This is a genomic window from Nocardioides carbamazepini (assembly GCF_024614185.1).
In the GTDB taxonomy this organism is placed as follows: Bacteria; Actinomycetota; Actinomycetes; order Propionibacteriales; family Nocardioidaceae; genus Nocardioides; species Nocardioides carbamazepini.
Genome location: NZ_JAHTLF010000008.1, coordinates 215,814 through 240,508 on the forward strand (window position 1 = coordinate 215,814; position 24,695 = coordinate 240,508).

At 71.1% G+C, this 24,695-nt stretch carries 28 protein-coding genes; 6 read left to right on the forward strand and 22 right to left on the reverse strand.

From position 1 onward, the window contains the following. Position 1 precedes the first annotated feature (1 nt). Genes KVF89_RS03535 through KVF89_RS03545 form a run of 3 tightly spaced genes read left to right on the forward strand, consistent with a single transcriptional unit; the run spans position 2 to position 2,919 of the window. Positions 2–1,537, forward strand: a complete 1,536-nt coding sequence (locus KVF89_RS03535; protein WP_257423412.1) for an alpha-amylase family glycosyl hydrolase — start codon at positions 2–4, stop codon at positions 1,535–1,537. 30 nt (positions 1,538–1,567) lie between these two features. Continuing rightward, positions 1,568–2,536: a TIGR03885 family FMN-dependent LLM class oxidoreductase gene (locus tag KVF89_RS03540; RefSeq protein WP_257423413.1), complete on the forward strand. Its 969-nt coding sequence runs from the start codon at positions 1,568–1,570 to the stop codon at positions 2,534–2,536. 17 nt (positions 2,537–2,553) lie between these two features. Next, entirely contained in the window at positions 2,554–2,919 is a 366-nt protein-coding gene (locus tag KVF89_RS03545; RefSeq protein ID WP_257423416.1) for an MmcQ/YjbR family DNA-binding protein, read from the forward strand. A gap of 63 nt (positions 2,920–2,982) precedes the next feature. On the opposite strand, the gene KVF89_RS03550 is transcribed toward KVF89_RS03545, so the two are convergent. Continuing rightward, entirely contained in the window at positions 2,983–4,296 is a 1,314-nt protein-coding gene (locus KVF89_RS03550; protein WP_257423418.1) for an HNH endonuclease signature motif containing protein, read from the reverse strand. A gap of 585 nt (positions 4,297–4,881) precedes the next feature. On the opposite strand from KVF89_RS03550, the gene KVF89_RS03555 reads away from it, so the two are divergent. Next, on the forward strand, positions 4,882–5,061 hold the full coding sequence (locus KVF89_RS03555; protein WP_257423419.1) for a hypothetical protein: 180 nt from the start codon (positions 4,882–4,884) through the stop codon (positions 5,059–5,061). A gap of 2 nt (positions 5,062–5,063) precedes the next feature. Here KVF89_RS03555 and KVF89_RS03560 read toward each other — a convergent pair whose 3' ends face one another. The 9 genes from KVF89_RS03560 to KVF89_RS03600 are packed head-to-tail and all read right to left on the reverse strand — an operon-like array spanning position 5,064 to position 11,274. After that, a complete protein-coding gene (locus tag KVF89_RS03560; RefSeq protein WP_257423421.1) occupies positions 5,064–5,414 on the reverse strand; it encodes a hypothetical protein in 351 nt (116 codons plus the stop codon). A gap of 17 nt (positions 5,415–5,431) precedes the next feature. Further along, positions 5,432–6,208, reverse strand: a complete 777-nt coding sequence (hisF, locus tag KVF89_RS03565) for an imidazole glycerol phosphate synthase subunit HisF (protein WP_257423423.1) — start codon at positions 6,206–6,208, stop codon at positions 5,432–5,434. A 16-nt stretch (positions 6,209–6,224) separates the two neighbouring features. After that, the gene (gene priA / locus KVF89_RS03570) at positions 6,225–6,962 is read right to left on the reverse strand and encodes a bifunctional 1-(5-phosphoribosyl)-5-((5-phosphoribosylamino)methylideneamino)imidazole-4-carboxamide isomerase/phosphoribosylanthranilate isomerase PriA (RefSeq protein WP_257423425.1); all 738 of its coding nucleotides are present in this window, start codon (positions 6,960–6,962) and stop codon (positions 6,225–6,227) included. 29 nt (positions 6,963–6,991) lie between these two features. Beyond that, positions 6,992–7,648: an imidazole glycerol phosphate synthase subunit HisH gene (hisH, locus tag KVF89_RS03575; protein WP_257423427.1), complete on the reverse strand. Its 657-nt coding sequence runs from the start codon at positions 7,646–7,648 to the stop codon at positions 6,992–6,994. 8 nt (positions 7,649–7,656) lie between these two features. Next, a complete protein-coding gene (gene hisB / locus KVF89_RS03580) occupies positions 7,657–8,274 on the reverse strand; it encodes an imidazoleglycerol-phosphate dehydratase HisB (RefSeq protein ID WP_257423429.1) in 618 nt (205 codons plus the stop codon). Beyond that, on the reverse strand, positions 8,271–9,392 hold the full coding sequence (locus tag KVF89_RS03585) for a histidinol-phosphate transaminase (protein WP_257423431.1): 1,122 nt from the start codon (positions 9,390–9,392) through the stop codon (positions 8,271–8,273). Before KVF89_RS03585 ends, hisB begins: the two co-directional genes overlap by 4 nt. Continuing rightward, complete coding sequence (gene hisD, locus KVF89_RS03590; RefSeq protein ID WP_257423433.1) at positions 9,389–10,723, reverse strand: histidinol dehydrogenase; 1,335 nt, start codon at positions 10,721–10,723, stop codon at positions 9,389–9,391. The genes KVF89_RS03585 and hisD overlap by 4 nt, the downstream gene beginning before the upstream one ends. Positions 10,724–10,781: 58 nt before the next feature. After that, positions 10,782–11,036 (reverse strand): DUF2283 domain-containing protein, encoded by a 255-nt coding sequence (locus tag KVF89_RS03595; protein WP_257423434.1) that lies wholly within the window; start codon positions 11,034–11,036, stop codon positions 10,782–10,784. A gap of 4 nt (positions 11,037–11,040) precedes the next feature. Further along, complete coding sequence (locus KVF89_RS03600; RefSeq protein ID WP_257423436.1) at positions 11,041–11,274, reverse strand: DUF4258 domain-containing protein; 234 nt, start codon at positions 11,272–11,274, stop codon at positions 11,041–11,043. A 74-nt stretch (positions 11,275–11,348) separates the two neighbouring features. Here KVF89_RS03600 and KVF89_RS03605 point away from each other — a divergent pair, with 74 nt between their 5' ends. Together KVF89_RS03605 and ybaK are read left to right on the forward strand one after the other, a co-directional pair. Further along, positions 11,349–12,014 carry an LON peptidase substrate-binding domain-containing protein gene (locus KVF89_RS03605; RefSeq protein WP_257423437.1) on the forward strand — a complete coding sequence of 222 codons (666 nt, stop codon included), beginning with the start codon at positions 11,349–11,351 and terminating at the stop codon, positions 12,012–12,014. A 9-nt stretch (positions 12,015–12,023) separates the two neighbouring features. Then, positions 12,024–12,509 carry a Cys-tRNA(Pro) deacylase gene (gene ybaK / locus KVF89_RS03610; protein ID WP_257423439.1) on the forward strand — a complete coding sequence of 162 codons (486 nt, stop codon included), beginning with the start codon at positions 12,024–12,026 and terminating at the stop codon, positions 12,507–12,509. On the opposite strand, the gene KVF89_RS03615 is transcribed toward ybaK, so the two are convergent. From KVF89_RS03615 to ftsZ, 12 genes are all read right to left on the reverse strand, one after another. Next, positions 12,451–13,065 carry a hypothetical protein gene (locus KVF89_RS03615; protein WP_257423441.1) on the reverse strand — a complete coding sequence of 205 codons (615 nt, stop codon included), beginning with the start codon at positions 13,063–13,065 and terminating at the stop codon, positions 12,451–12,453. The genes ybaK and KVF89_RS03615 overlap by 59 nt on opposite strands. Then, a complete protein-coding gene (dnaE, locus tag KVF89_RS03620) occupies positions 13,062–16,634 on the reverse strand; it encodes a DNA polymerase III subunit alpha (protein ID WP_257423443.1) in 3,573 nt (1,190 codons plus the stop codon). The genes KVF89_RS03615 and dnaE overlap by 4 nt, the downstream gene beginning before the upstream one ends. Positions 16,635–16,726: 92 nt before the next feature. Beyond that, complete coding sequence (locus KVF89_RS03625; RefSeq protein WP_257423445.1) at positions 16,727–17,215, reverse strand: GNAT family N-acetyltransferase; 489 nt, start codon at positions 17,213–17,215, stop codon at positions 16,727–16,729. Continuing rightward, the gene (locus tag KVF89_RS03630) at positions 17,202–18,140 is read right to left on the reverse strand and encodes an RluA family pseudouridine synthase (protein WP_257423447.1); all 939 of its coding nucleotides are present in this window, start codon (positions 18,138–18,140) and stop codon (positions 17,202–17,204) included. Before KVF89_RS03630 ends, KVF89_RS03625 begins: the two co-directional genes overlap by 14 nt. Then, complete coding sequence (gene lspA / locus KVF89_RS03635) at positions 18,137–18,742, reverse strand: signal peptidase II (protein ID WP_257423448.1); 606 nt, start codon at positions 18,740–18,742, stop codon at positions 18,137–18,139. The genes KVF89_RS03630 and lspA overlap by 4 nt, the downstream gene beginning before the upstream one ends. Further along, complete coding sequence (locus KVF89_RS03640; RefSeq protein WP_257423450.1) at positions 18,715–19,656, reverse strand: TraR/DksA family transcriptional regulator; 942 nt, start codon at positions 19,654–19,656, stop codon at positions 18,715–18,717. The genes lspA and KVF89_RS03640 overlap by 28 nt, the downstream gene beginning before the upstream one ends. Positions 19,657–19,846: 190 nt before the next feature. Further along, on the reverse strand, positions 19,847–20,629 hold the full coding sequence (locus tag KVF89_RS03645; RefSeq protein WP_257423451.1) for a DivIVA domain-containing protein: 783 nt from the start codon (positions 20,627–20,629) through the stop codon (positions 19,847–19,849). A 144-nt stretch (positions 20,630–20,773) separates the two neighbouring features. Continuing rightward, positions 20,774–21,067: a YggT family protein gene (locus KVF89_RS03650; protein WP_257423453.1), complete on the reverse strand. Its 294-nt coding sequence runs from the start codon at positions 21,065–21,067 to the stop codon at positions 20,774–20,776. Positions 21,068–21,524: 457 nt separating this feature from the next. Continuing rightward, on the reverse strand, positions 21,525–22,040 hold the full coding sequence (locus tag KVF89_RS03655; RefSeq protein WP_257423455.1) for a cell division protein SepF: 516 nt from the start codon (positions 22,038–22,040) through the stop codon (positions 21,525–21,527). Between the two features lie 58 nt (positions 22,041–22,098). After that, on the reverse strand, positions 22,099–22,806 hold the full coding sequence (locus tag KVF89_RS03660; protein WP_257423456.1) for a YggS family pyridoxal phosphate-dependent enzyme: 708 nt from the start codon (positions 22,804–22,806) through the stop codon (positions 22,099–22,101). Further along, positions 22,803–23,492 (reverse strand): purine nucleoside phosphorylase YfiH/LACC1 family protein, encoded by a 690-nt coding sequence (locus KVF89_RS03665; protein ID WP_257423458.1) that lies wholly within the window; start codon positions 23,490–23,492, stop codon positions 22,803–22,805. The genes KVF89_RS03660 and KVF89_RS03665 overlap by 4 nt, the downstream gene beginning before the upstream one ends. A 3-nt stretch (positions 23,493–23,495) precedes the next feature. After that, positions 23,496–24,671 (reverse strand): cell division protein FtsZ, encoded by a 1,176-nt coding sequence (ftsZ, locus tag KVF89_RS03670; protein ID WP_257423460.1) that lies wholly within the window; start codon positions 24,669–24,671, stop codon positions 23,496–23,498. Positions 24,672–24,695: the final 24 nt, after the last annotated feature.

The following is a 24,695-nucleotide window of genomic DNA, read 5'->3' on the forward strand; positions in this document are numbered from 1 at the left end:
GATGCAGCCCATCTGGTACCGGAACGCGGTGATCTACCAGATCGACGTCGCGCAGTTCCATGGCTCCGACGGCGGGGGCGGCGACCTGCGCGGCACCGCCGACCGCCTGGAGTACGTCCGCGGCCTGGGCGCCGACTGCGTCTGGCTGCTGCCGTTCTTCCGGACCCCCTATCGCGACGGCGGGTACGACGTCACCGACCACCTGTCCGTGGACCCACGGTTCGGCGACATCGCGGACTTCGCGTACCTCATGGACCGCGCGGACGCCCTCGGGGTCCGCGTCGTCATCGACCTCGTCGCACAGCACACGTCCGTCGACCACCCCTGGTTCCAGGAGGCGCGGCGTGATCGGTCGTCGCCGTACCGCGACTACTACGTGTGGTCCGACGAGCCGGTCGACACGGGGGTCGAGCAGAACTTCCCGACCGTCGAGGACGGCGTGTGGACCTGGGACGAGCTCGCGGGCCAGTACTACCGGCACACCTTCTACAGCCACGAGCCCGACCTCGACCTCGGCCAGCCGCGGGTCATCGCCGAGCTGGAACGCGTGATGTCGTTCTGGCTGCGCCTGGGAGTCAGCGGCTTCCGGGTCGACGCGCTGCCCTACATGGTCGAACGGGCGCAGGCGGCGGACCCACGGGACGACGGGCTGTGGCTCGTCGAGCACATGCACGACTACCTCGCGGTGCGGAAGGCGGACGCGATCCTGCTCGGCGAGGTCGACGTCCCCCCGAAGCAGTACGCCGACTATCTCCGCGCGGGGCACGGCATGTCGATGCTGCTGGACTTCTGGACGAACAACCACCTCTTCCTCGCCCTCGCCCGCAGTGAGTCCGAGCCGATCGGGCGGGCGCTCGCGGAACGACCGCCGGCGCCGGAGCGCGGGCAGTACGCGACCTACCTGCGCAACCACGACGAGCTCGACCTCGAACGCCTCTCCGACCAGGAGCGCGAGGAGGTGGTGGGCATCTTCGCCCCGGACCCCTCCATGCAGGCCTATGGCCGCGGCATCCGGCGCAGGCTCGCTCCGATGCTCGGCGGCGACGAGCGGCGGGTCGCGATGGCGCATGCCCTGTTGATGAGCCTGCCCGGCTCCCCCGTGCTGCTGTACGGCGACGAGATCGGCATGGACGACGACCTCTCCCGCGAGGAGCGCCGCTCGGTGCGCACTCCGATGCAGTGGTCCGAGGCTCATCGGCAGACGACCTCGTCGGGGAGTCTGCTCGCGAAGGTGGGCAACCTCGTGCGGACCAGGCTCGGCCGACGCGAGATCGGCTTCGGCCACTGCGAGCCGCTCGATGTCGGCGACCCCGCGGTCCTCTGCCTGCGCCACGAGCTGGACGACGTCTCGTTGTTCTGCATCGTCAACCTCGGTGACCGCGAGGTCGCGGTGGAGGTGCCGGGCGCGGACACGGCGGACCTGGTCGACATCCTCGCCAACGACGACCTGCGGTCGCCTCGCGACGCGGGCGGGAAGGTCGAGCTGCCCGGGTACGGCTACCGCTGGCTCCAGCGACCGCAGGACCTCTTCGGCTGACGCACGGGAAGGACGGGAAGGGCACACCGGATGGAGATCGGCTACCACGCCTCGCACGAGCAGTTCCCTCCGTCGCGACTGCTCACCGTCGCGGCGCGCGCCGAGGAGGCCGGGTTCCAGGCGGTGCTGTCGTCCGACCACCTCGCCCCGTGGAGCCGACGCCAGGGCGAGTCGGGCCTGGCGTGGTCGTGGCTCGGTGCGGTGCTGGCGACCACCTCCCTGCCCACCGGTGTGGTCACCGCCCCGGGCGATCGCTACCACCCGGTGATCGTCGCCCAGGCGATCGCGACGCTGGCCGAGATGTTCCCGGGTCGCCTGGTTCCCGCGCTCGGCTCGGGCCAGGCGCTGAACGAACATGTCACCGGCCGGCCCTGGCCCCCCAAGGCTGCCCGGAACCGACGCCTGGCCGAGTGCGCCTCGGTGATCCGTCGCCTCCTCGCCGGTGAGGAGGTCACCCACGAGGGCCTGGTCACGACCCGGGCCGCCCGGGTGTGGTCGCTGCCCGCGTCTCCACCACCGCTGTTCGCCGCCGCCCTCTCACCCGCGACGGCGCATCAGGTGGCGGCCTGGGCGGATGGCCTGATCACGGTGAACGCGCCCGACGAGGACCTGGCGGCGGTCGTCAGGGCGTTCCGCGAGGGTGGCGGCGAGGGCAGACCGGTCCACGTGCAGGCACACCTGTCCTGGGCACCGAGCCCGGCGGACGCCGAGGCCCAGGCGATGGACCAGTGGCGCGCCAACGCACTGCCCCCGATCCTCAACGAGGAGCTGGCCCTGCCCGAGCAGGTCGACGCCGCCGTGGAGCACGTCCCGCTGGCGGCGCTGCGCTCGAGCGTGTGGATCGAGACGGATCCGCACTGGTACGTCGACCGGCTCGCGTCGTACGCCGCGCTCGGCATCGACCGCGTCTACCTCCACCAGGTGGGCCGCGACCAGGAGCGGTTCGTCGACACCTTCGGGGAGCGCGTGCTGCCGCTCCTGCAGCAGCGGGAGCTGTGACGCACTAGCGTCGGAGCGTGGATGTCGAGACCATGCTCGCTCACTGCCTCGCCAAGCCGGGCGCCTGGCCGGACAACCCGTGGGACCACGAGTTCCCGGTCGTCAAAGTGGGCGCCGGCGAGCGCGGGAAGATCTTCGCCTTCCTCGCCCGCGACCACGTGGGGGTCAAGGCCGGCGCGATCCGCGAGGTCGCCGACGAGTGGCTGCACCGGTATCCGAACGACGCCACCGTCATGGCATACATCGGCCGCTCCGGCTGGAACGACCTCGCCCTCGGGGGCACGATCCCGGACGACGAGCTGCTCGAGGCGATCGACGCGTCGTACGCCGCGGTCGTGGCCAAGCTGCCGAAGTCACAGCGGCCGGCGGGCTGGGAGGGCTGAGGCACCGTCCGGACACGCCGGCGCCCCCGCGACGATCGAGGTCGCGGGGGTGGGGCGGGGTGGCTACTCGTCCGGTGGGCTGGGGTCGTCGGTGTCGTGGATGGGGTGGGTGCCGTGGTGGTCGACGCGGAACCGGTGGCCGGCGGGGCTGGTCCACACATAGGACCCGGGCATCACGACGTCGTAGGCCCAGGTGGAGTGGGTCTTGGCCCGATGGTGGCGTCGACATAGCGCGACCTCGTTGCACGGACAGGTGAGTCCACCCTGACCGTAGGGCCGGGCGTGGTCGATGTCGCAACGTTGCGCAGGTCGGGTGCAGTGGGGGAACCGACAGGTGTGGTCCCGCAGGATCACCCGGGTGCGGTGACGGTCGGGGATCTCGTAGGAATCGACGGGGAGGTGGTCGGCGAGGTCGATGACCGGCCGCACGATGGTCGTGGTGTGCCCGACCCGCAGCCATTCGCGGATCTGGGCCGAGGTGATGGGGCAGCGGCCCTCCTCCCACCGACCGACCGGGTTCGCCAACGGGTGATCGTCGCTGATGGTGGTGTCGGTGACGTGGACGTTGAGGACGACCTTGCGGCCCGGGACGGTGTCCACGACCTCTCCGGTGTCGGGGTCCGGGATCAACAGGTCCAGGGCGAGGTCCTGGCGGGCCAGCTCGGCCGCTGCCTTGGAGCGCCGCACGTCGAGCGTCGAGTCGTCACCGAGCCGGCCCAGGACCTCCGCACGTCGGGCGACCGCCTGGTTCAGGTCGTGCCCATCAGCAGCATCCATGAGGGCGTCGAGGTGGACCAGCCCGTGCTCGTCGACCCCACCGACGTCGAACCGACGACCGTCAGCCGCCTGCTGCCGGTCGGCCTCGGCGCGCTCGGGGTCGAACCGCAGCACCGCCTCGGCCACCAGCCGTTCGAGCTGGGCCCACCCCACCCCAGACGCGTCCCAGAGCTGCCGGTCCACGAACCCGGCCGCCTCCGCGGACAGGGGGCGGGTGAGGTCGGCGATCCGCTCGGCCCGCCACGGCGCCAACCGCCCCGCGACCACGGCGGCATACACATTGGGGAGTCGCCAGGCGCACTCGATGACCCGCCCGACATACGCACGACCACCATCCGGGGTGCGGCCCAGGACCGCGATCAGCTCCATCAACGCGAACTCGCTGACCAGGGGTGCACCTGGTCCGGCGATCGGGACGCCGGTGTCGAGGTAGCCCTCGGTGATGGTCGCCGCGCCCTCGGGGCTGTCGATGATGTGGTCGCCGGCCCATTCGACGATGCCCGCCCATTCGCGGACCAGGGAGGCCTGGCGTCCTTCGACCTCGGCGCGCAGCCCGGACAGCAGCGAGGCTGTCGTGCGGGGCGCGGTTCCGAGATCCATGCCTGGATTCTCCCACCCGGCTACGACACTTCAAAGCGCCGTAAACCCGCTTGTGGACAGGCGAAACCCGATCGGTGGGGTGTGGAGAGCCAACGTCACCATCCGTGACGGAAGTGCCCGAACCACGGCCTCCCGGACCGTAGCCCGACCGCCGAACTCGGCCACCTCCCGACCTTCCTCGTCGCTGCCTTTCGGAACGGAACCGACCACCCGACCGAAACCCGCGGACAGTCCCCGCAACACGACCAGGTCCCGTGACAGCAACAGCCCGACCTCCCCGACCTCCGGCCGCAGCATCCGAACACCAACCTCCCGACGGCGCCCCACGAGGGCCTGCGGCTCGATGGCCGAGCACTGCGGCAACGGCGCGGAACTGTACTCCCCCGAGGCGCGAAACCCGGAGGACAGTCGTCCGGCTGGCCTCCGGGCTCGCTTCTCGGCGCTCGTGCACGTTGCACTTTCACACTACGCCCGAGCTTTCGCCCTCTCAACCGGGACGACCGCTATCCACAGCATCGGGCCATCCACGCTCGATGCCTGTGGAGACCGAACGCACGCTCGCGGAGAACGGTCCATCCTGCTGGCATGGACATTCTCGGTACCCGTCTCGGGCTCCTCTGCCTGACCATCGCCGTGGTGATGAGCGGCTGCGCCGGCTCCGGCGCGAGCGAGCCCGACCTGCGCACTCCCCCTGCCCGCGACGTCCCCACGGGCGGCGCCGGCGACCTCGCCGACTCCGGGGCCGGCGGCATCACCAGCCCGTAGGGCTACGCCTGGACCGGGGCGACGATGCGCACGCTCATGTGGAACGTCGAGGTGGCGCCCTCGAGGATGACGAGGAAGCCGTGACGGCCGTCGCGGAAGATCTCCCGGCTCTGCTCGGACCACGGGTCCGGCGGGTTGAACTCGCGTGCGGCCCGGGCGGCGGCGAGCATGGCCGTGGCGCGGTCGGCGTGCTCCGTCTGGCCGATCTGGACGACCGTCGGCGGCTTGGCCTGGCCCTGGTTGGAGTACTCGATGGCTACTCGCCACGGGCCGTGGCTGCCGAGCCCGTCGTCGGCGAGAGAGGTGTCGCCGGACTCGGCGGCGTCGCCCGGCTGGTACACGTCGTAGCTCATGGCCGCACCCTCCCCGCTCAGCGGACCGGCACACCTGCCGCGGACAGCGACGACTTCACGTCCGCGATCCGCAGCGTGCCGAAGTGGAACACCGTCGCGGCGAGGACCGCATCGGCGCCGGCCTCGACGGCCGGCGGAAAGTGCTCGACGGCTCCCGCGCCACCGGAGGCGATCACCGGGATGGAGACCTCGCCCCGCACCTTGCGGATCAGCTCGAGGTCGAAGCCGTCGGTCGTGCCGTCGGCGTCCATCGCGTTGAGGAGGATCTCGCCGGCGCCCAGCTCGGCGGCGCGGACCGCCCACGCGATCGCGTCGATCCCGGCGGACCGGCGGCCGCCGTGGGTGGTGACCTCGAAGCCCGAGTCCCCCGGCGCCTCGACTCCGGCGGGGATCCGGCGAGCATCGACCGAGAGCACGAGCACCTGGTTGCCGAACCGGTCGGCGATCTCGGAGATCAGCTCGGGCCGGCGGATGGCGGCCGTGTTGACCGCGATCTTGTCCGCACCGGCACGCAACAGCCGGTCGACGTCCTCGACGGAGGAGACGCCGCCGCCGACGGTCAGCGGGATGAAGACCTGCTCGGCGGTGGCGGAGACGATGTCCATCGTCGTCGCCCGGCCCTCGTGGGAGGCGGAGATGTCGAGGAAGGTCAGCTCGTCGGCGCCCTCGGCGTCGTAGAGCCGGGCCAGCTCGACCGGGTCGCCGGCGTCGCGGAGCTCTTGGAAGTTGATGCCCTTCACGACGCGACCGGCGTCGACGTCGAGGCACGGGATCACCCGCACCGCCACGGTCATCGGAGAACCACCGCGGTCATACGAGCCCGCCCCGGGTCAGCTCCAGCGCGTCCTCGAGGGTGAACTGTCCGGTGTAGAGGGCGGTTCCGGCGATCGCGCCCTCGACACCGGTCGGGACGAGCTCCATCAGCGCCCGGATGTCGTCGAGGGTGGTGACGCCACCGGAGGCGACGACGGGGCTCGAGGTCGCGGCGCAGACGTCACGCAGCAGCTGGAGGTTCGGGCCCTGCAGCATGCCGTCCTTGTTGACGTCGGTGACGACGTAGCGGGCACAGCCCTCGGCGTCGAGGCGGGCAAGGGTCTCGTAGAGGTCACCGCCCTCCTTGGTCCACCCGCGCGCGGCGAGGGTGCGACCCCGGACGTCGAGGCCCACGGCCACCCGGTCGCCGTACGTCGCGATCGCGCGCGCGCACCACTCCGGCTGCTCCAGCGCGGCGGTGCCGATGTTGACCCGCCGGCAGCCGGTCGCCATCGCGGCCTCCAACGACTCGTCGTCACGGATGCCGCCGCTCATCTCGACCTGGATGTCGAGGCGGCCGACGATCTCGGCCTGGAGCTCGCGGTTGTTGCCCTCACCGAACGCGGCATCGAGGTCGACGAGGTGTATCCACTCCGCGCCGGCCTCCTGCCAGCGCAGGGCCGCCTCGATCGGGTCGCCGAAGCGCTTCTCGGAGCCGGCGACGCCCTGCACCAGCTGGACGGCCTGGCCGCCCTTCACATCGACGGCGGGCAGCAGCTCCAAGTAGTCAGGCATGTGATCCCTCTCAGGACGTCGTGGGGTGCTCACAGTGACGTCACCCAGTTCCTCAGCAGTTGGGCGCCCGCGTCGCCGGACTTCTCCGGGTGGAACTGCGTGGCGCAGAGCGGTCCGTTCTCGACGGCCGCGACGAACCGGTCGGCAGCGCCCGACGGGCCGTGCTCGGCCCAGGTCACCAGCGGCTGGTGGCTGGCGGGCGTGCGGTCGTTGGTGACCAGGGTCCAGTCGCGCACACCGTAGGAGTGCACGAAGTAGAACCGCTCGTCCTCGATCCCGTCGAAGAGCCGGGTCCCGGCCGGGACGTCGACCGTGTTCCAACCCATGTGGGGCACGATCGGCGCCTGCAGCCGCTCGACGACTCCCGGCCACTCGTTGCAGCCCTCGGTCTCGACGCCGTGCTCGATGCCGCGCTCGAACAGGATCTGCATGCCGACGCAGATGCCCAGCACAGGGCGGCCTCCCGCGAGCCGGCGCGCGATGATCCGCTCGCCGCGGATCGCGCGCAGGCCGCGCATGCACGCCTCGTACGCACCGACGCCGGGGACCAGCAACCCGTCGGCCTCCATCGCCGTGTCCAGGTCAGCGGTCAGGGTCACCTCCGCGCCGGCACGCTCGATGGCACGCACGGCGGAGCGCAGGTTGCCGGAGCCGTAGTCGAGAACGACGACGGACGGTGCGCTCATCCGGGTGGTCAAAGAGCACCCTTCGTGGAGGGGATGCCGGTCTCGCGTGGGTCGATCGCGACCGCGTCACGGAAGGCGCGCGCGAACGCCTTGAACTGCGTCTCGACGATGTGGTGCGGCTCGCGGCCGGCCAGCACCCGCACGTGCAGGGCGAAGTGCCCGTGGAACGCGATCGACTCGAAGACGTGCTGCGTCAGGGAGCCGAGGTAGGACACCCCGGAGCCGCCGAGTTGGACGTACTGCTGCCCCTCCGGCTCACCGGTGTGCACGCAGTACGGCCGGCCGGACACGTCGACGACCGCGTGCACGAGTGCCTCGTCGAGCGGCACGGTCGCGTCACCGAAGCGACGGATCCCGGCCTTGTCGCCCAGGGCCTGTCGCAGCGCCTGGCCGAGCGTGATCGCGGTGTCCTCGACGGTGTGGTGGGCGTCGATGTGGACGTCGCCGTCGGTCTGCACGGTCAGGTCCACCAGCGCGTGACGCGCGAAGGCGGTGAGCATGTGGTCGTAGAAGCCGACGCCCGTGGAGATCTCGTGGCGGCCGGTGCCGTCGAGGTTCACCTCGACGACGACCTTCGACTCGCTGGTCTGCCGCTCGATGCGGGCGGTCCTGGCAGCACCGCTCATGCTCGTTCTCCGTTCACGTCAGTGAGGGCGGTCCGGAAGGCCGCCATCTCCGCGGGCGTCCCGACCGAGACCCGCAGCCACCCCTCCGGCCCGGTCTCCCGGATCAGGACTCCCTTGTCCAGGAGACCCTGCCAGACAGCATGACGGTCGGCGAATCGGCCGAACAACACGAAATTGGCGTCCGAGTCGGCGACGTCGTACGCCTCGGCACGTAGCCAGCCGACCAGCGCGTCCCGCTCACGGCGCAGATCGTCGACCTTGCCGAGGAGCTCGCGCGCATGGCCCAGGGCGGCCAGGGCGACCGCCTGGGTGACGGCGGAGAGGTGGTAGGGCAGGCGCACGACCCGGATCGCGTCGCAGATCTCCGGCGCCGCGGCGAGGTACCCCAGCCGCAGTCCCGCCCCTGCGAAGGCCTTGCTCATGGTGCGGGTCACCACGAGGTTCCGGTACGACGGCAGCAGCTCGAGCGCGCTCGGGACGCCGGTGCGCCGGAACTCACCGTAGGCCTCGTCGACGACGACGATCCCGCTGACGTCATTGCCGTCGGCGGTCTCGCAGAGCATGGACACAGCCTCCGGCGGCAGGGCGGTGCCGGTGGGGTTGTTGGGGCTCGGCAGCAGGATCACGCTCGGCTGCTCGGTCTTGACCAGGTCACGCGCGGCGTCGAGGTCGAGCGCGAAGTCCTCGGCGCGGCGGCCGGCGACCCAGCGGGTGTTGGTGTCGCGGGCGTACTCGGGATACATCGAGTACGTCGGCGCGAAGCTCACCGCCGTGCGTCCGGGCCCGCCGAAGGCCTGCAGCAGCTGCAGCATGATCTCGTTGGACCCGTTGGCCGCCCACACCTGCTCCGCGACCACGCCCGCCGGCGCGTCCGCGCAGAGATAGGAGGCCAGGGCCTCCCGCAGCGCGACGAACTCGCGGTCGGGGTACCGGTTCAGCGTGGTCGCCGCCGCGGCGGCGGCCGCCGCGATGTCGGCGACGCACGCCTCGGACGGGCCGTAGGGGTTCTCGTTGACGTTGAGCTGCACGGGCACCAGGTCGACGGGGAGCTGCGGGGCGCCGTACGGCTCGATGCCGCGCAGCTCCTCACGAAGCGGCGGCCAGGTCGCTCCGGTCATCGCGTCGACCGGACCGTGACGGCGGCACCGTGGCCGGGCAGGTCCTCGGCCTCGGCGAGGGTGACCACATGGTCGGCGACCTCGGCGAGTCCCTCGGCGGAGTACTCGACGACGTGCACCGACTTGGTGAACGCACGAACGGAGAGACCCGACGAGTGGCAGGCGCAGCCGGCCGTCGGCAGCACGTGGTTCGAGCCGGCGCAGTAGTCGCCGAGGCTCACCGGGGCGTGCGGACCGACGAAGATCGCCCCGGCGTTGCGCACCCGGGCGGCCCAGGCAGCGGCGTCCACGGTGTGGATCTCGAGGTGCTCGGCGGCATAGGCGTTCACGACCTCCAGGCCCTGCTCCAGGTCGCGGACCAGCACGATGCCCGACTGCTGGCCTCCGAGCGAGGTGGTGATCCGCTCGCTGTGCTTGGTGGCGGCCACCTGCTGGTCGAGCTCGGCGTCGACCTCCGCGGCGAGCCGTTCGGAGGTGGTGACCAGGACGGAGGCGGCCAACGGGTCGTGCTCGGCCTGGCTGATCAGGTCGGCGGCGACATAGGCGGCGTTGCCGGTGTCGTCGGCGAGGATCGCGATCTCGGTCGGGCCGGCCTCGGAGTCGATGCCGATCTGGCCCTTGAGGATCCGCTTGGCGGTGACCACCCAGATGTTGCCGGGCCCGGTCACCAGGTCGACGCGGGCGACCCGCTTGCCGGGATCCACGTCGTCCAGGCCGTAGGCGAACATCGCGATCGCCTGGGCACCGCCGACGGCGTAGACCTCCTCGACGCCGAGCAGCGCGCACGCCGCCAGGATCGTCGGGTGCACCGAGCCGCCGAACTCCCGCTGCGGGGGGCTGGCCAAGGCGATCGACTCGACGCCGGCGGTCTGGGCGGGCACGACGTTCATCAGCACGCTGGACACGAGCGGCGCCAGGCCGCCCGGGACGTAGAGGCCGACGCGGCCCACCGGGACCTTCCGGTGGGTCACCCGCGCGCCCGGGCCGAGGTCGGTGACCGCGTCGTGCTCGAGCTCGTTGGCGCAGGTGGCACGCAGCCGGCGGATCGACTCCTCCAGGCCCGCCCGGATGTCGGGGTCGAGCCCGTCCAGGGCCTCGCGCATCGCGGCCGGCGCGACCCGGATGTCGTCGACGCGCACGCCGTCGAACCGCTCCCCGAACTCCACGATCGCGTCCAGCCCGCGGGTGCGGACCTCCTCGCAGATCGCATGCACCGCCGGCACCGCCGCTTCGATGTCGAAGTCGGCACGGGGCACTGCCGCGCGATAGTCGGTCTCGGACTCGCCAGAATCGGAGACCGTGCGCAGGTCGATGCGACGGATCAGGGACATGCCCCTGATTCTACGGTCGCCGGTGGGTCGGCCCGCGCCCGTCCCGACCGGCGAGGCGTCAGCTCGCGGGCAGGAGCCAGGTACTGCGGTCCTGCAGCGCGGACAGGGCCGGGAAGCGATCAGCGACGAGCCGCAGCATGACGTCGGAGACGTCGCCGGGCAGCACCAGGAACTCGACGCCGACGGGCACGCCCGTCGCGTCGAGATCGACCATGACGACCTCGGACAGCTCCACCGTGCGGTCGATGTCGACGTCGACATCGGCGACTTGGACGTAGGTCGCCCGCGCCTCGGTGTCGTAGGACACGTACATCGGCTCAGCACTCCTCGTCTCGGTCGGCCACCGTGATCACGAGCATCGACTTCGTCGCCACGACGACCTTGAGCCGGCGCCCAACCCCCGTTCGGCCGAGGACCACGGTCCGGGACTCGTCGACCCGGGATGCATACATGGTCTCACGGTTCAACAACGCCTCAAGCGCTTCAAGGCGCGTGATTCCCCGTTTGCGCATCTGGCGCTCGGCGTGAGCGGTGAACCGCGGCGCGGACATGGGGCGACCGTAGGCCGACGCGCAGATCGCCCGCGTTGCTCATCCACAGGCCAGGGCCCCGCTACGTTGGACATGTGACGGACCAACTCCCGATGTTCCCGCTCAACGCGGTGCTCTACCCGGGAGTCAGCGTGCCGCTGCACGTGTTCGAGGACCGCTACCGCGCCCTGGTGCATCATCTGCTGCGCACCACGGATCCGTCGCAGCGGCTGTTCGGCTCGGTCGCGATCCGCGAGGGCTACGAGGTCGGCGACCACGGCAACCAGTCGCTCTACCGGGTCGGCGTGCGACTGCAGCTGACCGACGTCGAGGCCCGTGAGGACGGAAGCTTCGACATCGTCGCTGTCGGCCGCGACCGGATCCAGCTCGACCGGCTGCTGACCACCGGTGACTACCCCGTCGGCGAGGTCACCGTGCTCGCGGGCACGGCCGCCGACGTACCGGAGGACGTGGTGCAGCAGGCCCGGGCGACCTTCGCCGCCTACCGGCACGTGCTCCGCTCGATCGCCGGCGACCCGCTGCAGGGTGAGCTGCCGAGCGACCCCACCTACCTGTCCTGGACGCTGGCCGCCTGCACCCCGCTGCCGATGGGCGAGCGGCAGCAGCTGCTCGAGGCGTCCGACGTCACCGAGCGACTGGTGCTGGTCACCGACCTGCTCCGCGCGGAGCTGCGCGCGATCAACGTGATCACGTCCCTGCCGGCCACCGAGGTCGCGCGCACCAAGTGGTCGCCGAACTGAGGACGGGACGTGGCGAGGAGGAAGGCCGGGGGTACGCCGGCGACGACCGCTCTCGCGGCGGCCGGGGTGGCGTTCACCGTGCACGAGTACGAGCACGACGCCCGCGCCGTCTCCTACGGCGAGGAGGCCGCGGAGGCGATGGGGACCGAGCCCGGCCGGGTCTTCAAGACCCTGTTCGCCGACGTCGACGGCGCGCTGGTCGTCGGGGTCGTGCCGGTCAGCGGACAGCTCGACCTCAAGGCGCTGGCCCGCGCCGTCGACGGGCGGAAGGCGGCGATGGCCGACCCGAAGGCGGCCGAGCGCGCGACCGGCTATGTCGTCGGCGGGATCTCTCCGCTCGGCCAGCGCAAGGCGCACCCGACCGTCGTCGACGAGACGGCACTCACCCACGACACCGTGTTCGTGTCGGCGGGCCGGCGCGGCCTGGAGATCGAGCTCAGCCCTGCGGAGCTGGTGCGGCTGACGGAGGCGCGGGTCGCGCCGATCCGTCGGTAGCCGATCCGTCGGCAGTCGGTCCGCCGGTGGCCGATCCAGCAGCGGCTGCGGTCGGCAGCGCCACCATCAGCACCAGGTAGGCCAGCATCGCGCCCACGGGCCACGCGAGGTAGGGCGTCCAGCCGGCGACGTGGAGGAAGCCCGGCAGGGCGTCGCCGACCTTGCTGGAAGCGACCAGGGTCGCGGGGTCGGGCGGGCTGAGGGACTCCCCCAGCAGGGTCATCGCCAGACCGCCCAGGCCGGCGCCGGCCAGCACGCCCAGCACACCGGCGACGGCGTGGTTGCGCGCGATCCAGCCGGTGACGGCGCCGAGCACGAGTGCCAGGCCGAAGGCGACGACCACATAGGTCGCCGTACTGCTGAAGTCACGGGCGATCCCCGGGTCGAAGGGTTCGGGGTACCACGCCTTGCCGGCCGGAGTGTCGTAGACCTTCCCTGGCGTGGCCGGTCCCCACCACACCCACCACAGCCAGCCGCCACCAGCGCCGAGCAGGACTCCGAGCAGGACGGGAACGGCGATCGCGGGGACCAGGCCCCCGCGGGTGGGGCTGCTCATCCGGCGAGACACCCCGGGCCGAGGAGCTGCTTGAGGTCGGCGAACAGCGCGGAGGAGGGAGTCACCCGGAGATTGTCCCCCAGGCGCATGACCTTGGTGGAGTCACGGCTCAGCAGCTGGAGCCGCACCTCGGTCAGTCCGGCGTGGGTCGTGAGCACCTCGCGCAGCTGGGCGACCACCGGCCCGGTGCAGCGGGTCGACGGCAGGCTGATGACCACCGGACCGTCGCTGCCCTTCTCGAGGTCGGGGACGGTGACCTCCTGGCCGCGCAGCTGGGACGTGTCCCGCTCCGTGTCGAGCTGGCCACGCACCCGGATGATCGCGTCCTCGGTGAGATAGGGCGCGGCGAGCCGGTAGCTGCTCGGGAAGAGCAGGACGTCGATCGCGCCCTCGAGGTCCTCGAGGGTGACCGTGGCCCACGGGTCGCCGTTCTTGGTGATCTTGCGCTGGATCGAGGTGACCAGTCCGGCGACCGTCACCGTCGAGTTGTGCGGGCGGCCCTCGTCGGTGACCAGCTGACCGATGGTGCAGTCGGTGCCGTTGGACAGCACGTGCTCGAGGCCGAGCAGCGGGTGGTCGGAGACGTAGAGGCCGAGCATCTCCCGCTCGTGGCCCAGCAGCGTCATCTTGTCCCACTCGTCGATGTCGGGGATCGCGACGCTCACGCCGAACCCACCGTCACCGCCGTCGTCGTCGCCCAGGCCCGCGAAGAGCGAGTCCTGGCCGATCGCCTCGTTGCGCTTGATGTCGACGTACTGGTCGACCGCGGTCTCGTGGATCGCGACCAGCGCCCGGCGCAGGTGCTTCATGTCGTCGAAGGCGCCGGCCTTGATCAGCGAGTCGATGACCCGCTTGTTGCAGACCGTGACGGGCACCTTGGACAGGAAGTCGTTGAAGTCTGCGAACCGGTCCTTCTCGGTGCGCGCCTCGACGATCCCGTCGACCACGTTGGACCCGACGTTGCGGATCGCGGTGAGGCCGAACCGGATGTCGCGCCCGACGGCGGTGAAGTCGTGGGCCGACTCGTTGACGTCGGGCGGGAGCACCTGGATCTTCATCCGGCGGCACTCGTTGAGGTAGATCGCCATCTTGTCCTTGTCGTCCTTGACGGACGTCAGGAGAGCGGCCATGTACTCGGTCGGGTAGTTGGCCTTGAGATAGGCGGTCCAGTACGTGATGACGCCGTACGCCGCCGAGTGGGACTTGTTGAAGGCGTAGTCGGAGAACGGGAGCAGGATCGCCCAGAGCTGGTCGATCGCCTGCTGGGGGTAGCCGCGCTCGAGCATGCCGGCCTGGAAGCCGGCGTACTGCTTGTCCAGCTCCTCCTTCTTCTTCTTGCCCATGGCGCGCCGCAGGTTGTCGGCGGCACCCAGGGTGAAGCCGGCCAGGACCTGGGCGATCGCCATCACCTGCTCCTGGTAGACGATCAGGCCGTAGGTCTCCCCCAGGACCGGCTCGAGCGCCTCCTCGAGCGCGGGGTGGATCGGGTCGATCGGCTCGCGGCCGTTCTTGCGGCGGGCGTACTTGTTGTGGGAGTCGGCGCCCATCGGGCCCGGACGGTAGAGCGCGCTGACGGCGGTGATGTCGGCGAACTTGTCGGGCTGCATCGAGCGAAGCAGCGCGCGCATGCCGCCACCATCGAGCTGGAACACGCCCAGGGTGTCGCCGCGGCCCATCAGCTCGTAGGTCGCCCGGTCGTCGAACGGGAGCTCCTCGAGCACGACCTCCTCGTCCTTGTTGGCCTTGATGTTGACCAGCGCGTCCTCGAGGATGCGCAGGTTGGACAGGCCCAGGAAGTCCATCTTGACCAGGCCCAGCGACTCGCACATCGGGTAGTCGAACTGGGTGATCACCGCGCCGTCCTGCGGGCGCGCCATGATCGGCACGATGTCGATCAGCGGCTCGCTGGACATGATCACGCCCGCGGCGTGCACGCCCCAGTTGCGGATCTGGCCCTCGAGGCCGACCGCGGTCTGGTAGATCGTCCGGACGTCGGCGTCGGACTCGTAGAGCGCCCGGAACTCGCCGCCGTCGTTGTAGCGCTTGTGCTCGGGGTTGAAGATCTCCTTCAGCGGCACGCCCTTGCCCATGACGTCGGGCGGCATGGCCTTGGTGATCTTGTCGCCGATCGCGAAGCCGTGGTCGAGGACCCGCGCGGCGTCCTTGATCGCCGCCTTGGCCTTGAGCCGGCCGAAGGTCGCGATCTGCGCGACGCGCTCCGCGCCGTACTTCTTGCTGACGTAGTCGATGACCTCGCCGCGGCGCGCGTCGTCGAAGTCGATGTCGAAGTCGGGCATCGAGGGGCGCTCGGGGTTGAGGAAGCGCTCGAAGAACAGGCCGTGCTCCAGCGGGCACAGGTCGGTGATCCGCAGGGCGTACGCCGCGATCGAGCCTGCTCCGGAGCCACGACCGGGCCCGACCCGGATGCCGTTGTCCTTGGACCAGTTGATGAAGTCGGCGACCACGAGGTAGTAGCCGCAGTAGCCCTTCTGCGAGATGATCGCGAGCTCCATCTCGACCCGGTCGCGCACGTCCTGGGTGAGCTGGTCGCCGGGGTAGCGGGCCTCGATGCCGCGCCAGACCTCCTTGCGGAACCAGGAGTCCTCGCTCTCCCCCGCCGGCACGTCGGCGCGGGCCATGTAGCCGCCGGTCGACTCGGTGAACTCCACCGAGCAGCGCTCGGCGATCGCGACCGTGTTGTCGCAGGCCTCGGGCATGCCGAACCTGCCCGCCCACAGCTCGCGCATCTCGGCCGCGGACTTGATGTAGTAGCCGCCGCCGTCGAACTTGAGCCGGTTGGTGTCGGAGAGCCTCTTGCCGGAGGCGACGCAGATGAGGGCGTCGTGGGCGTCGGCGTCGTCGGGGTTGTTGTAGTGCGAGTCGTTGGTCGCGATCGGCGGGATGTTCATCTCGCGGCCCAGGCGCAGCAGGTCGTCGCGGACCCGCTTCTCGATCGAGATGCCGTGGTCCATCAGCTCCAGGAAGACGTTCTCCCGGCCGAAGATGTCCTGCAGCTCGCCCGCCTCGCGCACCGCCTCGTCCCACTGCCCGAGCCGGAGCCGGGTCTGGATCGCGCCGCTGGGACAGCCGGTGCTGACGATCAGGCCCTCGCTGTGCTCGGCGAGGATCTCCTTGTCCATCCGGGGCTTGAAGTAGTAGCCCTCGAGGCTGGACCGGGAGGAGAGCCGGAACAGGTTGTGCATGCCCGCGGTCGACTCCGCCCACATGGTCATGTGGGTGTAGGCGCCACCGCCGGCGACGTCGTTGCCGCCCTCCTCCGCGCCGTCGACGGAGTTGCTCTGCCCCCAGCGCACCCGGCGTCGCTCACCGCGCGGCGTGCCGGGGGTGATGTAGGCCTCGATGCCGATGATCGGCTGGACGCCGTACTTCTTCGCCTTGGAGTAGAAGTCGTAGGCGCCGTGCAGGTTGCCGTGGTCGGTCATCGCGATCGCCGGCATGCCGAGGTCGTTGACCCGGGTGAACAGGCCGTCGAGCAGTGACGCCCCGTCGAGCATGGAGTACTCGGTGTGGACGTGCAGGTGGACGAAGTCCCCGGCGTCGGCAGCCATGTGTGGTTCGGCTCTCCTCAGGGCTCTGCTATCAAACGGGAGGGGCGGTCGCTCGGGGAAGAGCACCAGCCTACGTGACGGACCCGGCGACTCTAGGACGACCCTCCGACAGATCCGGGCGGCCACTCCATCCGGAGGTCGGGCGCCCGCTCCTCGTTCTCGGCGCCGTCCGTGTGCTCCCGCTCGACCAGTCCACGGGCGGCGTAGAAGGCCCGCGCCGGGGCGTTCTGCTCGAAGACCCACAGGCTGAATCCGTCGGGGTGACGGGCCTTGACGAGGTCCAGGAGGGCGCCGCCGACACCCACGCCCTGGCGGCCCGGGTCGACATACAGGTCATTGAGCCAGTCCCGCGTGAACCGGGCGTAGCCGACCACGCGCCCGGCCACCTCCGCGACCCAGTTCTCGGCCGTGCCGAAGTGCGCGGCGAGGTAGGCGCGCACCTCGTCCGGAGCGTGGATCCCGGGCGGCATCGCCGCGACGGCACGGGCCGCCACCTGCACCGCGGCGATCCGAGGTACGTCGTCCGGCGTGGCCGGGCGCAGCAGCAGCTCCGGGAGCCCCGCAGGGTCAGTGGGCGTCACGGATGACGTCGAGCGCGTGCGCGAGGTCATCGGGGTAGGTCGACTCGTACTCGACGTACCCGCCCGTCTCCGGGTGCTCGAACCCGAGCTTGACCGCATGCAGCCACTGGCGCTCCAGTCCGACGCGGCGGGCGAGCACCGGGTCCGCGCCGTAGGTGAGGTCGCCGACGCAGGGGTGCTTGAGCGCGCTCATGTGCACCCGGATCTGGTGGGTGCGCCCGGTCTCGAGGTGGATCTCCAGCAGGCTGGCGAAGCGGTGCGCCTCGAGTGTCTCGTAGTGGGTGACGCTGTGCCGCCCGTCCTCCATGACCGCGAACTTGTAGTCGAACCTGGGATGCCTGCCGATCGGGGCGTCGACGGTGCCCTCGTGCGGGTCCGGGTGCCCCTGCACCAGCGCGTGGTAGGTCTTGTCGACCGTACGACGGCGGAAGGCGTTCTTGAGGATCGAGTACGCGTGCTCCGACTTGGCGATCACCATCACGCCCGAGGTGCCGACGTCGAGGCGCTGGACGATGCCCTCACGTTCCTTGGCCCCCGAGGTGGAGATCCGGAAGCCGGCACCGGCGAGGTGCCCGACCACGGTCTGTCCACGCCACCCCGGCGACGGGTGCACCGCGACGCCGACCGGCTTGTCGATCACGACGATCGCGTCGTCGTCGTGGATGATCTTGATGCCCTCGACGATCTCCGGCACCACCTCGAGGAGATCGGTCTCGGCGGGGATGGACACGTCGAGGACCGAGCCGCCGAGCACCCGGTCGCTCTTGCCCCGGACCGGCGTACCGTCGAGCGCGACCAGGTCCTGGGCGACCAGCTCGGCCGCTCGGGTGCGGGAGACGCCGAAGAGCTGAGCCATGGCGACGTCGATCCGCTCACCGTCGAGGCTGTCGGGGACGGCCAGCCTGCGGTGGTCGACCGCGCTCACTGCTCCCCCTCGGCTTCCTCGGGCCCGGCCTGCTCCGACGAGCGGGACTCGACGCGCGAGCCGTCGAGGTTCACGCCACGGAGCACCTGGACCAGGATGAGTCCGACGCCGACGTTGATGCAGATGTCGGCCACGTTGAAGACCGGCCAGTTCGGCAGCATCAGGAAGTCGACCACATGGCCCCGGAACGGTCCCGGCTCGCGGAGCATCCGGTCGATCAGGTTGCCGTCGATGCCGGCGAGGAGAAGTCCCAGGCCCACGGCCCAGACCTTGTTGGTCACGCGGCGGCTGACCCAGAGCACCACCAGCGTCGCCGCGCAGGCCAGGCAGGCGATGGCGACGGTGAACCGGGTCCCGAGGCTGAACGCGGCACCCGGGTTGTAGGTCAGGTGCAGCTGCAGCAGCTCACCGACCACCTCGACGTCCGGTTCGTCGGTGAGGTGACGGACCGCCAGCACCTTCGCGACCTGATCGATCGCGACCATGACCGCGGCCACGCCGACGAAGAGCAGCCACGTCCGCGGGCGGGCGAGGAATCCTGATCCGGTCCGGCCGGACCCGTCCTCGTGGTGGTCTACCGACGTTCCTCGCGCTGCTTGCATGTCATGCACAGTGTGGCACGCGGAAAGGCCATCAACCGCATCTTGCCGATCGGGTTGCCACAGGACTCGCACACGCCGTAGGTGCCGTCGTCGATGCGCGCCAAGGCCCGGTCGATCTGGGCCACCTTCTCCCGCTCGTGGTTGAGGACGGTGAGCTCGTGGTCACGCTCGAAGCTGGTGGCTCCCAGGTCGGCCTGGTCCTGGCCCGCGCCGTCACCGGAGTCGCGCAGCAGGCCGCTCAGGTCTGCCTCCTGCTCCTCGAGGATCCGGGCGCTCGCCGCCCGCTGCTCGTGGAGCTCGGCGAGCACCTCGGCGAGCTCCGCGGCCGACCAGGCCTCCTCGTGGTCGAGGACGACCAGGGATGCCGGAGTGGCCTTCTTGGCGGGGGCGGCCTTCTTCGCGGGAGCGGCCTTCTTCGCCGGAGCGGCCGTCTTGGCCGGGGCCGCCTTCTTGGCCGGAGCGGCCTTCTTGGCCGGGGCCGCCTTCTTGGCCGGGGCCGCCTTCTTGGCCGGGGCCGCCTTCTTGGCCGGGGCGGCCCTCTTGGCCGGGGCGGTCTTCTTCGCGGGAGCGGTCTTCTTCGCCGGGGCGGCCTTCTTCGCGGGAGCGGTCTTCTTCGCCGGGGCGGCCTTCTTGGCGGGGGCGGCCTTCTTGGCGGGGGCGGCCTTCTTCGCGGGAGCCGCCTTCTTCGCGGGAGCCGCCTTCTTGGCGGGGGCGGCCTTCTTGGCGGGGGCGGCCTTCTTCGCGGGAGCCGCCTTCTTCGCGGGAGCCGCCTTCTTCGCGGGAGCCGTCTTCTTCGCCGTAGCGGCCTTCTTGGCCGGGGCCGCGGCGGTGGTCGCGGCCTTCCGTGGGCGGACGATCTTCCGGGCGGCGGAAGCGGCCTGACCGGCCAACGACTTCTTCGTGCTGCGGGCCATGAAGGACTCCTCAGGGGCGGCGACCCACACGCCAGCGAGCGGTGGGCGTGCTGCGGAGGGTAGCGGGTGCGGCGAGGCGGTCCAAGCAGGCGCACCGCGAGAGCGATCTCCCAAGATGGCGAAAACCGGCCGGCCCGCGGAGCGGGCCGGCCGGTCTATCGAGCAGTCGGGAGGGGTGAGAGCCGGTGGCTCAGGCCTCTTCCTCGCCGAGGATGGAGCGCAGCCGCTTGGGCGCCGGCGTCTCCTCGACGGGAGCCAGGGTGTCGCCCGGCGTCTGCAGCGACTCGAGCTGCTGGGTGAAGTAGCTCTTGAGACGCGAGCGGTACTCGCGCTCGAAGGAGCGCAGGGTCTCCACCTCGGCGGAGAGCTTGTCGCGCTCCTTCTCGAGGTCTCCGAAGAGCTGGGCCCGGCGCTCGGCGGTCTCCGCGTCGAGCATCTCGGCGCGGGTCCGGGCGTCGGACTCGAGGCGGTCGGACTTGACCTTGGCCTCGGACGCGAGGCGATCGGACTTGGTCCGGGCCTCGCCGACGATCTTGTCGGCCTCGTTCTTGGCGTCCTCGACGAGCTCGTCGGCGTTGCGGGTGGCGATCTCGAGGAGACGCGCCGCGGCGTTGGACGCCTCGGGGACGGTCTCGACCCGGATGGTCTGGACACCACCGGTGGGGACGGGAACGGGAGCCGCGGCAGCGACGGGCTCGACCGGAGCGGGGATCTCGACGGGGGCCGGCGGCTCGGGCACGGGCACGGGCTCGGGCACGGGTGCCAGCTGGGTCGGCGCGTCGAACGTCGCGGACGACGTCCCGGCCTGCGCAGCGGCGAGCTTCGCACGGAGGTCGTCGTTCTCCTGGGTCAGGCGAGCGAGCTCGGCCTCGACCTCGTCAAGGAACTGGTCGACCTCGCCCATGTCGTAGCCCTCGCGCAGCCGAACCGGCGTAAAGCGCTTGTTGCTCACGTCCTCAGGCGTCAGGGGCATGACCTCACCAATCTATGCGGAAGAAACTTCGACAATATGCCTTCACGAACCATAGCGCTTGCACGGGTGAGGGCGGCATCGGCGGCCCCCGCGTGAAACGCGGTCCGGTCCAGGGTCCTGGTGACCACTGGCGTCACAGGAGTATCACAGGAGCAGCGCCGAACGGTTCACCGAGAGCAGGACGTAGGCCAGGATCATCACGAGGATGAAGCTGATGTCCAGGGCGAAGTTGCCGATCCGGATCGGCTTGATCACCTTGCGCAGACCGTTGATCGGCGGGTCCGTGACGGTGTAGGCGAGCTCCAGGAAGACGAGCACCGGCCCCCGGGGCTCCCAGGCCCGAGCGAACACCTGGACCCAGTCGGTGATGAAGCGCACCCACAGGAACGCGATGAAGGCGAACAGCACGCCCTCGATGATCCAGCCGACAGTCGTCACACCCGAAAACCTACCGGGAGACCGCGACTGACGCGCTCACGCCATCCCATCTGGGCGACACGCCCGCGCGCATCTCCACGACCGGCGCGGGCGCGTGCAGCCGTCGGTCAGCGCGGAACGTTGCCAGCCCGGAGCCCACCAACTCGGTGTTGCCGCCAGGGGAAGGGTGGACCTACGCAAGGCAACTGCGCGGCCGGCAGCGTGTCGCCCGCGCGGAGCGCATCGAGTGTGGCCCGCGGTCCGAGCGCAGCGAGGACCGTGCGGCTCACTCGATCGGCGGCACGCTCGGCCCCACCAACTCAGTGTTGCCGCCAGGCGAACGCGACCATCTACCCAGCTCGACTGCGAGCGCGGCAGCGTGGCGCCCGCGCGAAGCGCGTCGGTCGGGGTCCGCGGTCCGAGCGCAGCGAGGACCGTGCGGCGCCGGCCGACAGGCGACACGCTCGCGCCAAAGAACTCAGCTCTGGTTGAAGAAGCCGTCGGCCGCGATGGCCTGCTTGTCCTCGGCGGCGACCGTGACGTTGGGCGGCGAGAGCAGGAAGACCTTGTTGGTGACCCGCTCGATGCTGCCGCGGGTCGCGAAGATGAGCCCGGCGGCGAAGTCGACCAGACGCTTGGCGTCGGCGTCGTCCATCTCGGTGAGGTTCATGATCACCGGAGTGCCCTCGCGGTACTCCTCGCCGATGGACCGCGCCTCGTTGTAGGTCGTCGGGTGGAGGGTCGTGATCCGGGAGAGCTCCGCGACGACGGGCTGGGGGGCGACCGCCGCCACGGGGCGGCGGCGCTCTTCGAGGTCGGCGACGGTGCCGGACGGTACGGCGCGGACGGGGCGCTCCGACCGCGGCTCGCGCGTCGCGCGCCCGCGGGTCGGATCGGTCGTCTCGGCGCCGTCCTCGTCATAGCCGGCCTCGTCATAGCCGGTGTCCTCCAGCAGGCCGAGGTACTCACCGATCCTGCGCATCGCACCGCTCATGACTGTTGCCTCCGTGATCCGCATCCTCGGGTTCCGAGGATGTCTGATGTTGTGGACATTACTTGACCTCGGGCCTCGATCCGAGGACCGCGGAGCCGACGCGCACGTGTGTCGCGCCGACGGTGATCGCCGCCTCCAGGTCGCCGCTCATCCCGGCGGACAGGACCGTCGCGTCGGGGTGCCGGGACAGGAAGTCGGCACGGATTCCCGCGAGCCGGGCGAAGGCCAGTGCGGGGTCGTCGTCGAGGGGCGCGACGGCCATCAGGCCGCGCAACCGCAGCTCGGGAGTGCGGGCGACCTCGTCGGCCAGGGCCGGCAGGGTCGCGGGGTCGGCGCCGGAGCGGTGGTCGCGCCCCGGCGGGTCGAGACTGACCTGGAGCAGGACGTCGACGACGCGCCCGACGTCGGCAGCGCCGCGAGCCAGCCGCGGGACGAGGGCGGCCCGATCGACCGACTCGACCACGGCCGCATAGCGGGCCACGGCGGCGGCCTTGTTGGACTGCAGCCCGCCGATGTAGTGCCAGCGCAGCCCGAGGTCGGCGCACTCGGCCGCCTTGGCCTCCGCCTCCTGGTGGCGGTTCTCCCCCACGTCGGCGACTCCGAGCCCGGCGAGCAGCCGCACGTCGGCGGCGGGGAAGAACTTGGTGACGACGACGAGGGTGACCTCGTCGGGGTCACGCCCCGCGTCGGTGGCGGCCCGGGTGATCCGGTCGCGGACGGTCGTCAGGTTGGCGCGCAGCTCGTCGAGCCGCTCGAGGCTCGTCACGACAGCCACACCAGCCCCGCGAAGCGTCCGGCGGCGGCGCCGTCGCGCCGGTGGGAGTGGAACCGCGGGTCCTCGAGGGTGCACCCGAGCACCTCGGTGACGACGACGCCGGACGCAGCGAGCTGGGCGGTCACGCCCGCCCCGAGGTCGAGGGCCGGGGTGCCCCAGCTGGTGTCGGCATATGTCGTCGGCACGGCTGCCGCGACCTCCTCGCGCATCGTGGCAGGAACTTCGTAGCACCGGCCGCAGATGTGCGGCCCGATCCAGGCGGTGACATCGGCGGCGCCGAGGTCGCGCATCCGCTCGACGGTGCGGGTGACCACGTCGAGCTCGACGCCGCGGCGACCGGCATGCGCGACGCCGACGACTCCGGCGGCCGCGTCGGCGAGGACGACGGGTACGCAGTCCGCGACGCGGACCATCAGCCCGACGCCGCGCGCGGCCGTGACCTGCCCGTCGGCCGTGGGCAGCTCGGCACGCGGACCGGAGACCTCGACGACGTCGGCACCGTGGACCTGGTTCAGGCGGGCGAAGGGCACCCCGGCGGCGGCCGCCAGCGCAGCCAGGTCCGCCGCGAGCCGGTCGCCCTCCCGCAGGTCGAGCGAGGCATCCGTGAACGCGACCTCGACCCGGCTCCCGCTGCGGGGGTCCGGGTCGAGGGCGGCGGTCTCACGAAAGGCGAACACGGCTCACTTGAGGAAGTCGGGCACGTCCAGGTCGTCACCGTCGTCGAACTGCATCGGCGCCGGGTTGCTGCGGGCACCGACCGGCTGCGGGTCCGAGGAGGGCGCCGACTGCGGCGCGGCCTCGCGAGCCGGTGCGGACTGGGGAGCCGGGGTCGCGGCGGACCGGGCGGGCGCCGGCGTCGCCGGAGCCTGCTGCGGACGGCGTACGACGGACTCGTCGCGGCGCTTGGGCAGACCGCCGTCGAAGCCGGCGGCGATCACGGTGACCCGGACCTCGTCCCCCAGGGCGTCGTCGATGATGGTGCCGAAGATGATGTTGGCGTCGGCGTGCACCGCGTCGGCCACCATCGCCGCGGCCTCGTTGATCTCGAAGATGCCGAGGTCGGAGCCGCCCGCGATGGAGAGCAGGACACCGTGGGCACCGTCGATGGAGGCCTCGAGCAACGGGCTGCTGATCGCCATCTCGGCGGCGGCGAGCGCCCGGTCCTCGCCCCGCGCGGAGCCGATGCCCATCAGCGCGGATCCGGCGTTGCTCATGACCGCCTTGACGTCGGCGAAGTCGACGTTGATCAGGCCGGGGGTCGTGATCAGGTCGGTGATGCCGGAGACGCCCTGCAGCAGCACCTGGTCGGCCTGCTTGAACGCGTCGAGCATCGACACGTTGCGGTCGGAGATCTGCAGCAGCCGGTCGTTGGGGATCACGATGAGGGTGTCGACCTCCTCGCGGAGTCGCTCGATGCCCTCGTCGGCCGACTTCTTGCGGCGCGCGCCCTCGAAGGTGAAGGGGCGGGTCACGACGCCGATGGTGAGTGCGCCGAGCGAGCGGGCCATCCGGGCCACGACGGGCGCGCCGCCGGTGCCGGTGCCACCGCCCTCGCCGGCGGTCACGAAGACCATGTCGGCGCCGCGGAGCACCTCCTCGATCTCCTCGGCGTGGTCCTCGGCGGCCTTGCCCCCCACGTCGGGGTTGGCGCCCGCACCGAGACCGCGGGTGAGCTCGCGGCCGATGTCGAGCTTGACGTCGGCGTCGCTCATCAGCAACGCCTGGGCGTCGGTGTTGATCGCGATGAACTCGACGCCCTTGAGGCCGACCTCGATCATGCGGTTGACGGCATTGACGCCGCCACCACCGATGCCGACGACCTTGATGATGGCCAGGTAGTTCTGTGCAGCTGCCACGGCGGCGTCACCTCTCCAGGGTGG

Bases quoted from the DNA above. Each gene is read 5' to 3' on its own strand.
- KVF89_RS03535 (WP_257423412.1), top strand. From the start codon at position 2: ATGCAGCCCATCTGGTACCGGAACGCGGTGATCTACCAGATCGACGTC.
- KVF89_RS03540 (WP_257423413.1), top strand. From the start codon at position 1,568: ATGGAGATCGGCTACCACGCCTCGCACGAGCAGTTCCCTCCGTCGCGA.
- KVF89_RS03550 (WP_257423418.1), bottom strand. From the start codon at position 4,296: ATGGATCTCGGAACCGCGCCCCGCACGACAGCCTCGCTGCTGTCCGGG.
- KVF89_RS03555 (WP_257423419.1), top strand. From the start codon at position 4,882: ATGGACATTCTCGGTACCCGTCTCGGGCTCCTCTGCCTGACCATCGCC.
- KVF89_RS03560 (WP_257423421.1), bottom strand. From the start codon at position 5,414: ATGAGCTACGACGTGTACCAGCCGGGCGACGCCGCCGAGTCCGGCGAC.
- hisF (WP_257423423.1), bottom strand. From the start codon at position 6,208: ATGACCGTGGCGGTGCGGGTGATCCCGTGCCTCGACGTCGACGCCGGT.
- priA (WP_257423425.1), bottom strand. From the start codon at position 6,962: ATGCCTGACTACTTGGAGCTGCTGCCCGCCGTCGATGTGAAGGGCGGC.
- hisH (WP_257423427.1), bottom strand. From the start codon at position 7,648: ATGAGCGCACCGTCCGTCGTCGTTCTCGACTACGGCTCCGGCAACCTG.
- hisB (WP_257423429.1), bottom strand. From the start codon at position 8,274: ATGAGCGGTGCTGCCAGGACCGCCCGCATCGAGCGGCAGACCAGCGAG.
- KVF89_RS03585 (WP_257423431.1), bottom strand. From the start codon at position 9,392: ATGACCGGAGCGACCTGGCCGCCGCTTCGTGAGGAGCTGCGCGGCATC.
- hisD (WP_257423433.1), bottom strand. From the start codon at position 10,723: ATGTCCCTGATCCGTCGCATCGACCTGCGCACGGTCTCCGATTCTGGC.
- KVF89_RS03595 (WP_257423434.1), bottom strand. From the start codon at position 11,036: ATGTACGTGTCCTACGACACCGAGGCGCGGGCGACCTACGTCCAAGTC.
- KVF89_RS03600 (WP_257423436.1), bottom strand. From the start codon at position 11,274: ATGTCCGCGCCGCGGTTCACCGCTCACGCCGAGCGCCAGATGCGCAAA.
- KVF89_RS03615 (WP_257423441.1), bottom strand. From the start codon at position 13,065: ATGAGCAGCCCCACCCGCGGGGGCCTGGTCCCCGCGATCGCCGTTCCC.
- dnaE (WP_257423443.1), bottom strand. From the start codon at position 16,634: ATGGCTGCCGACGCCGGGGACTTCGTCCACCTGCACGTCCACACCGAG.
- lspA (WP_257423448.1), bottom strand. From the start codon at position 18,742: ATGCAAGCAGCGCGAGGAACGTCGGTAGACCACCACGAGGACGGGTCC.
- KVF89_RS03640 (WP_257423450.1), bottom strand. From the start codon at position 19,656: ATGGCCCGCAGCACGAAGAAGTCGTTGGCCGGTCAGGCCGCTTCCGCC.
- KVF89_RS03645 (WP_257423451.1), bottom strand. From the start codon at position 20,629: ATGCCCCTGACGCCTGAGGACGTGAGCAACAAGCGCTTTACGCCGGTT.
- KVF89_RS03655 (WP_257423455.1), bottom strand. From the start codon at position 22,040: ATGAGCGGTGCGATGCGCAGGATCGGTGAGTACCTCGGCCTGCTGGAG.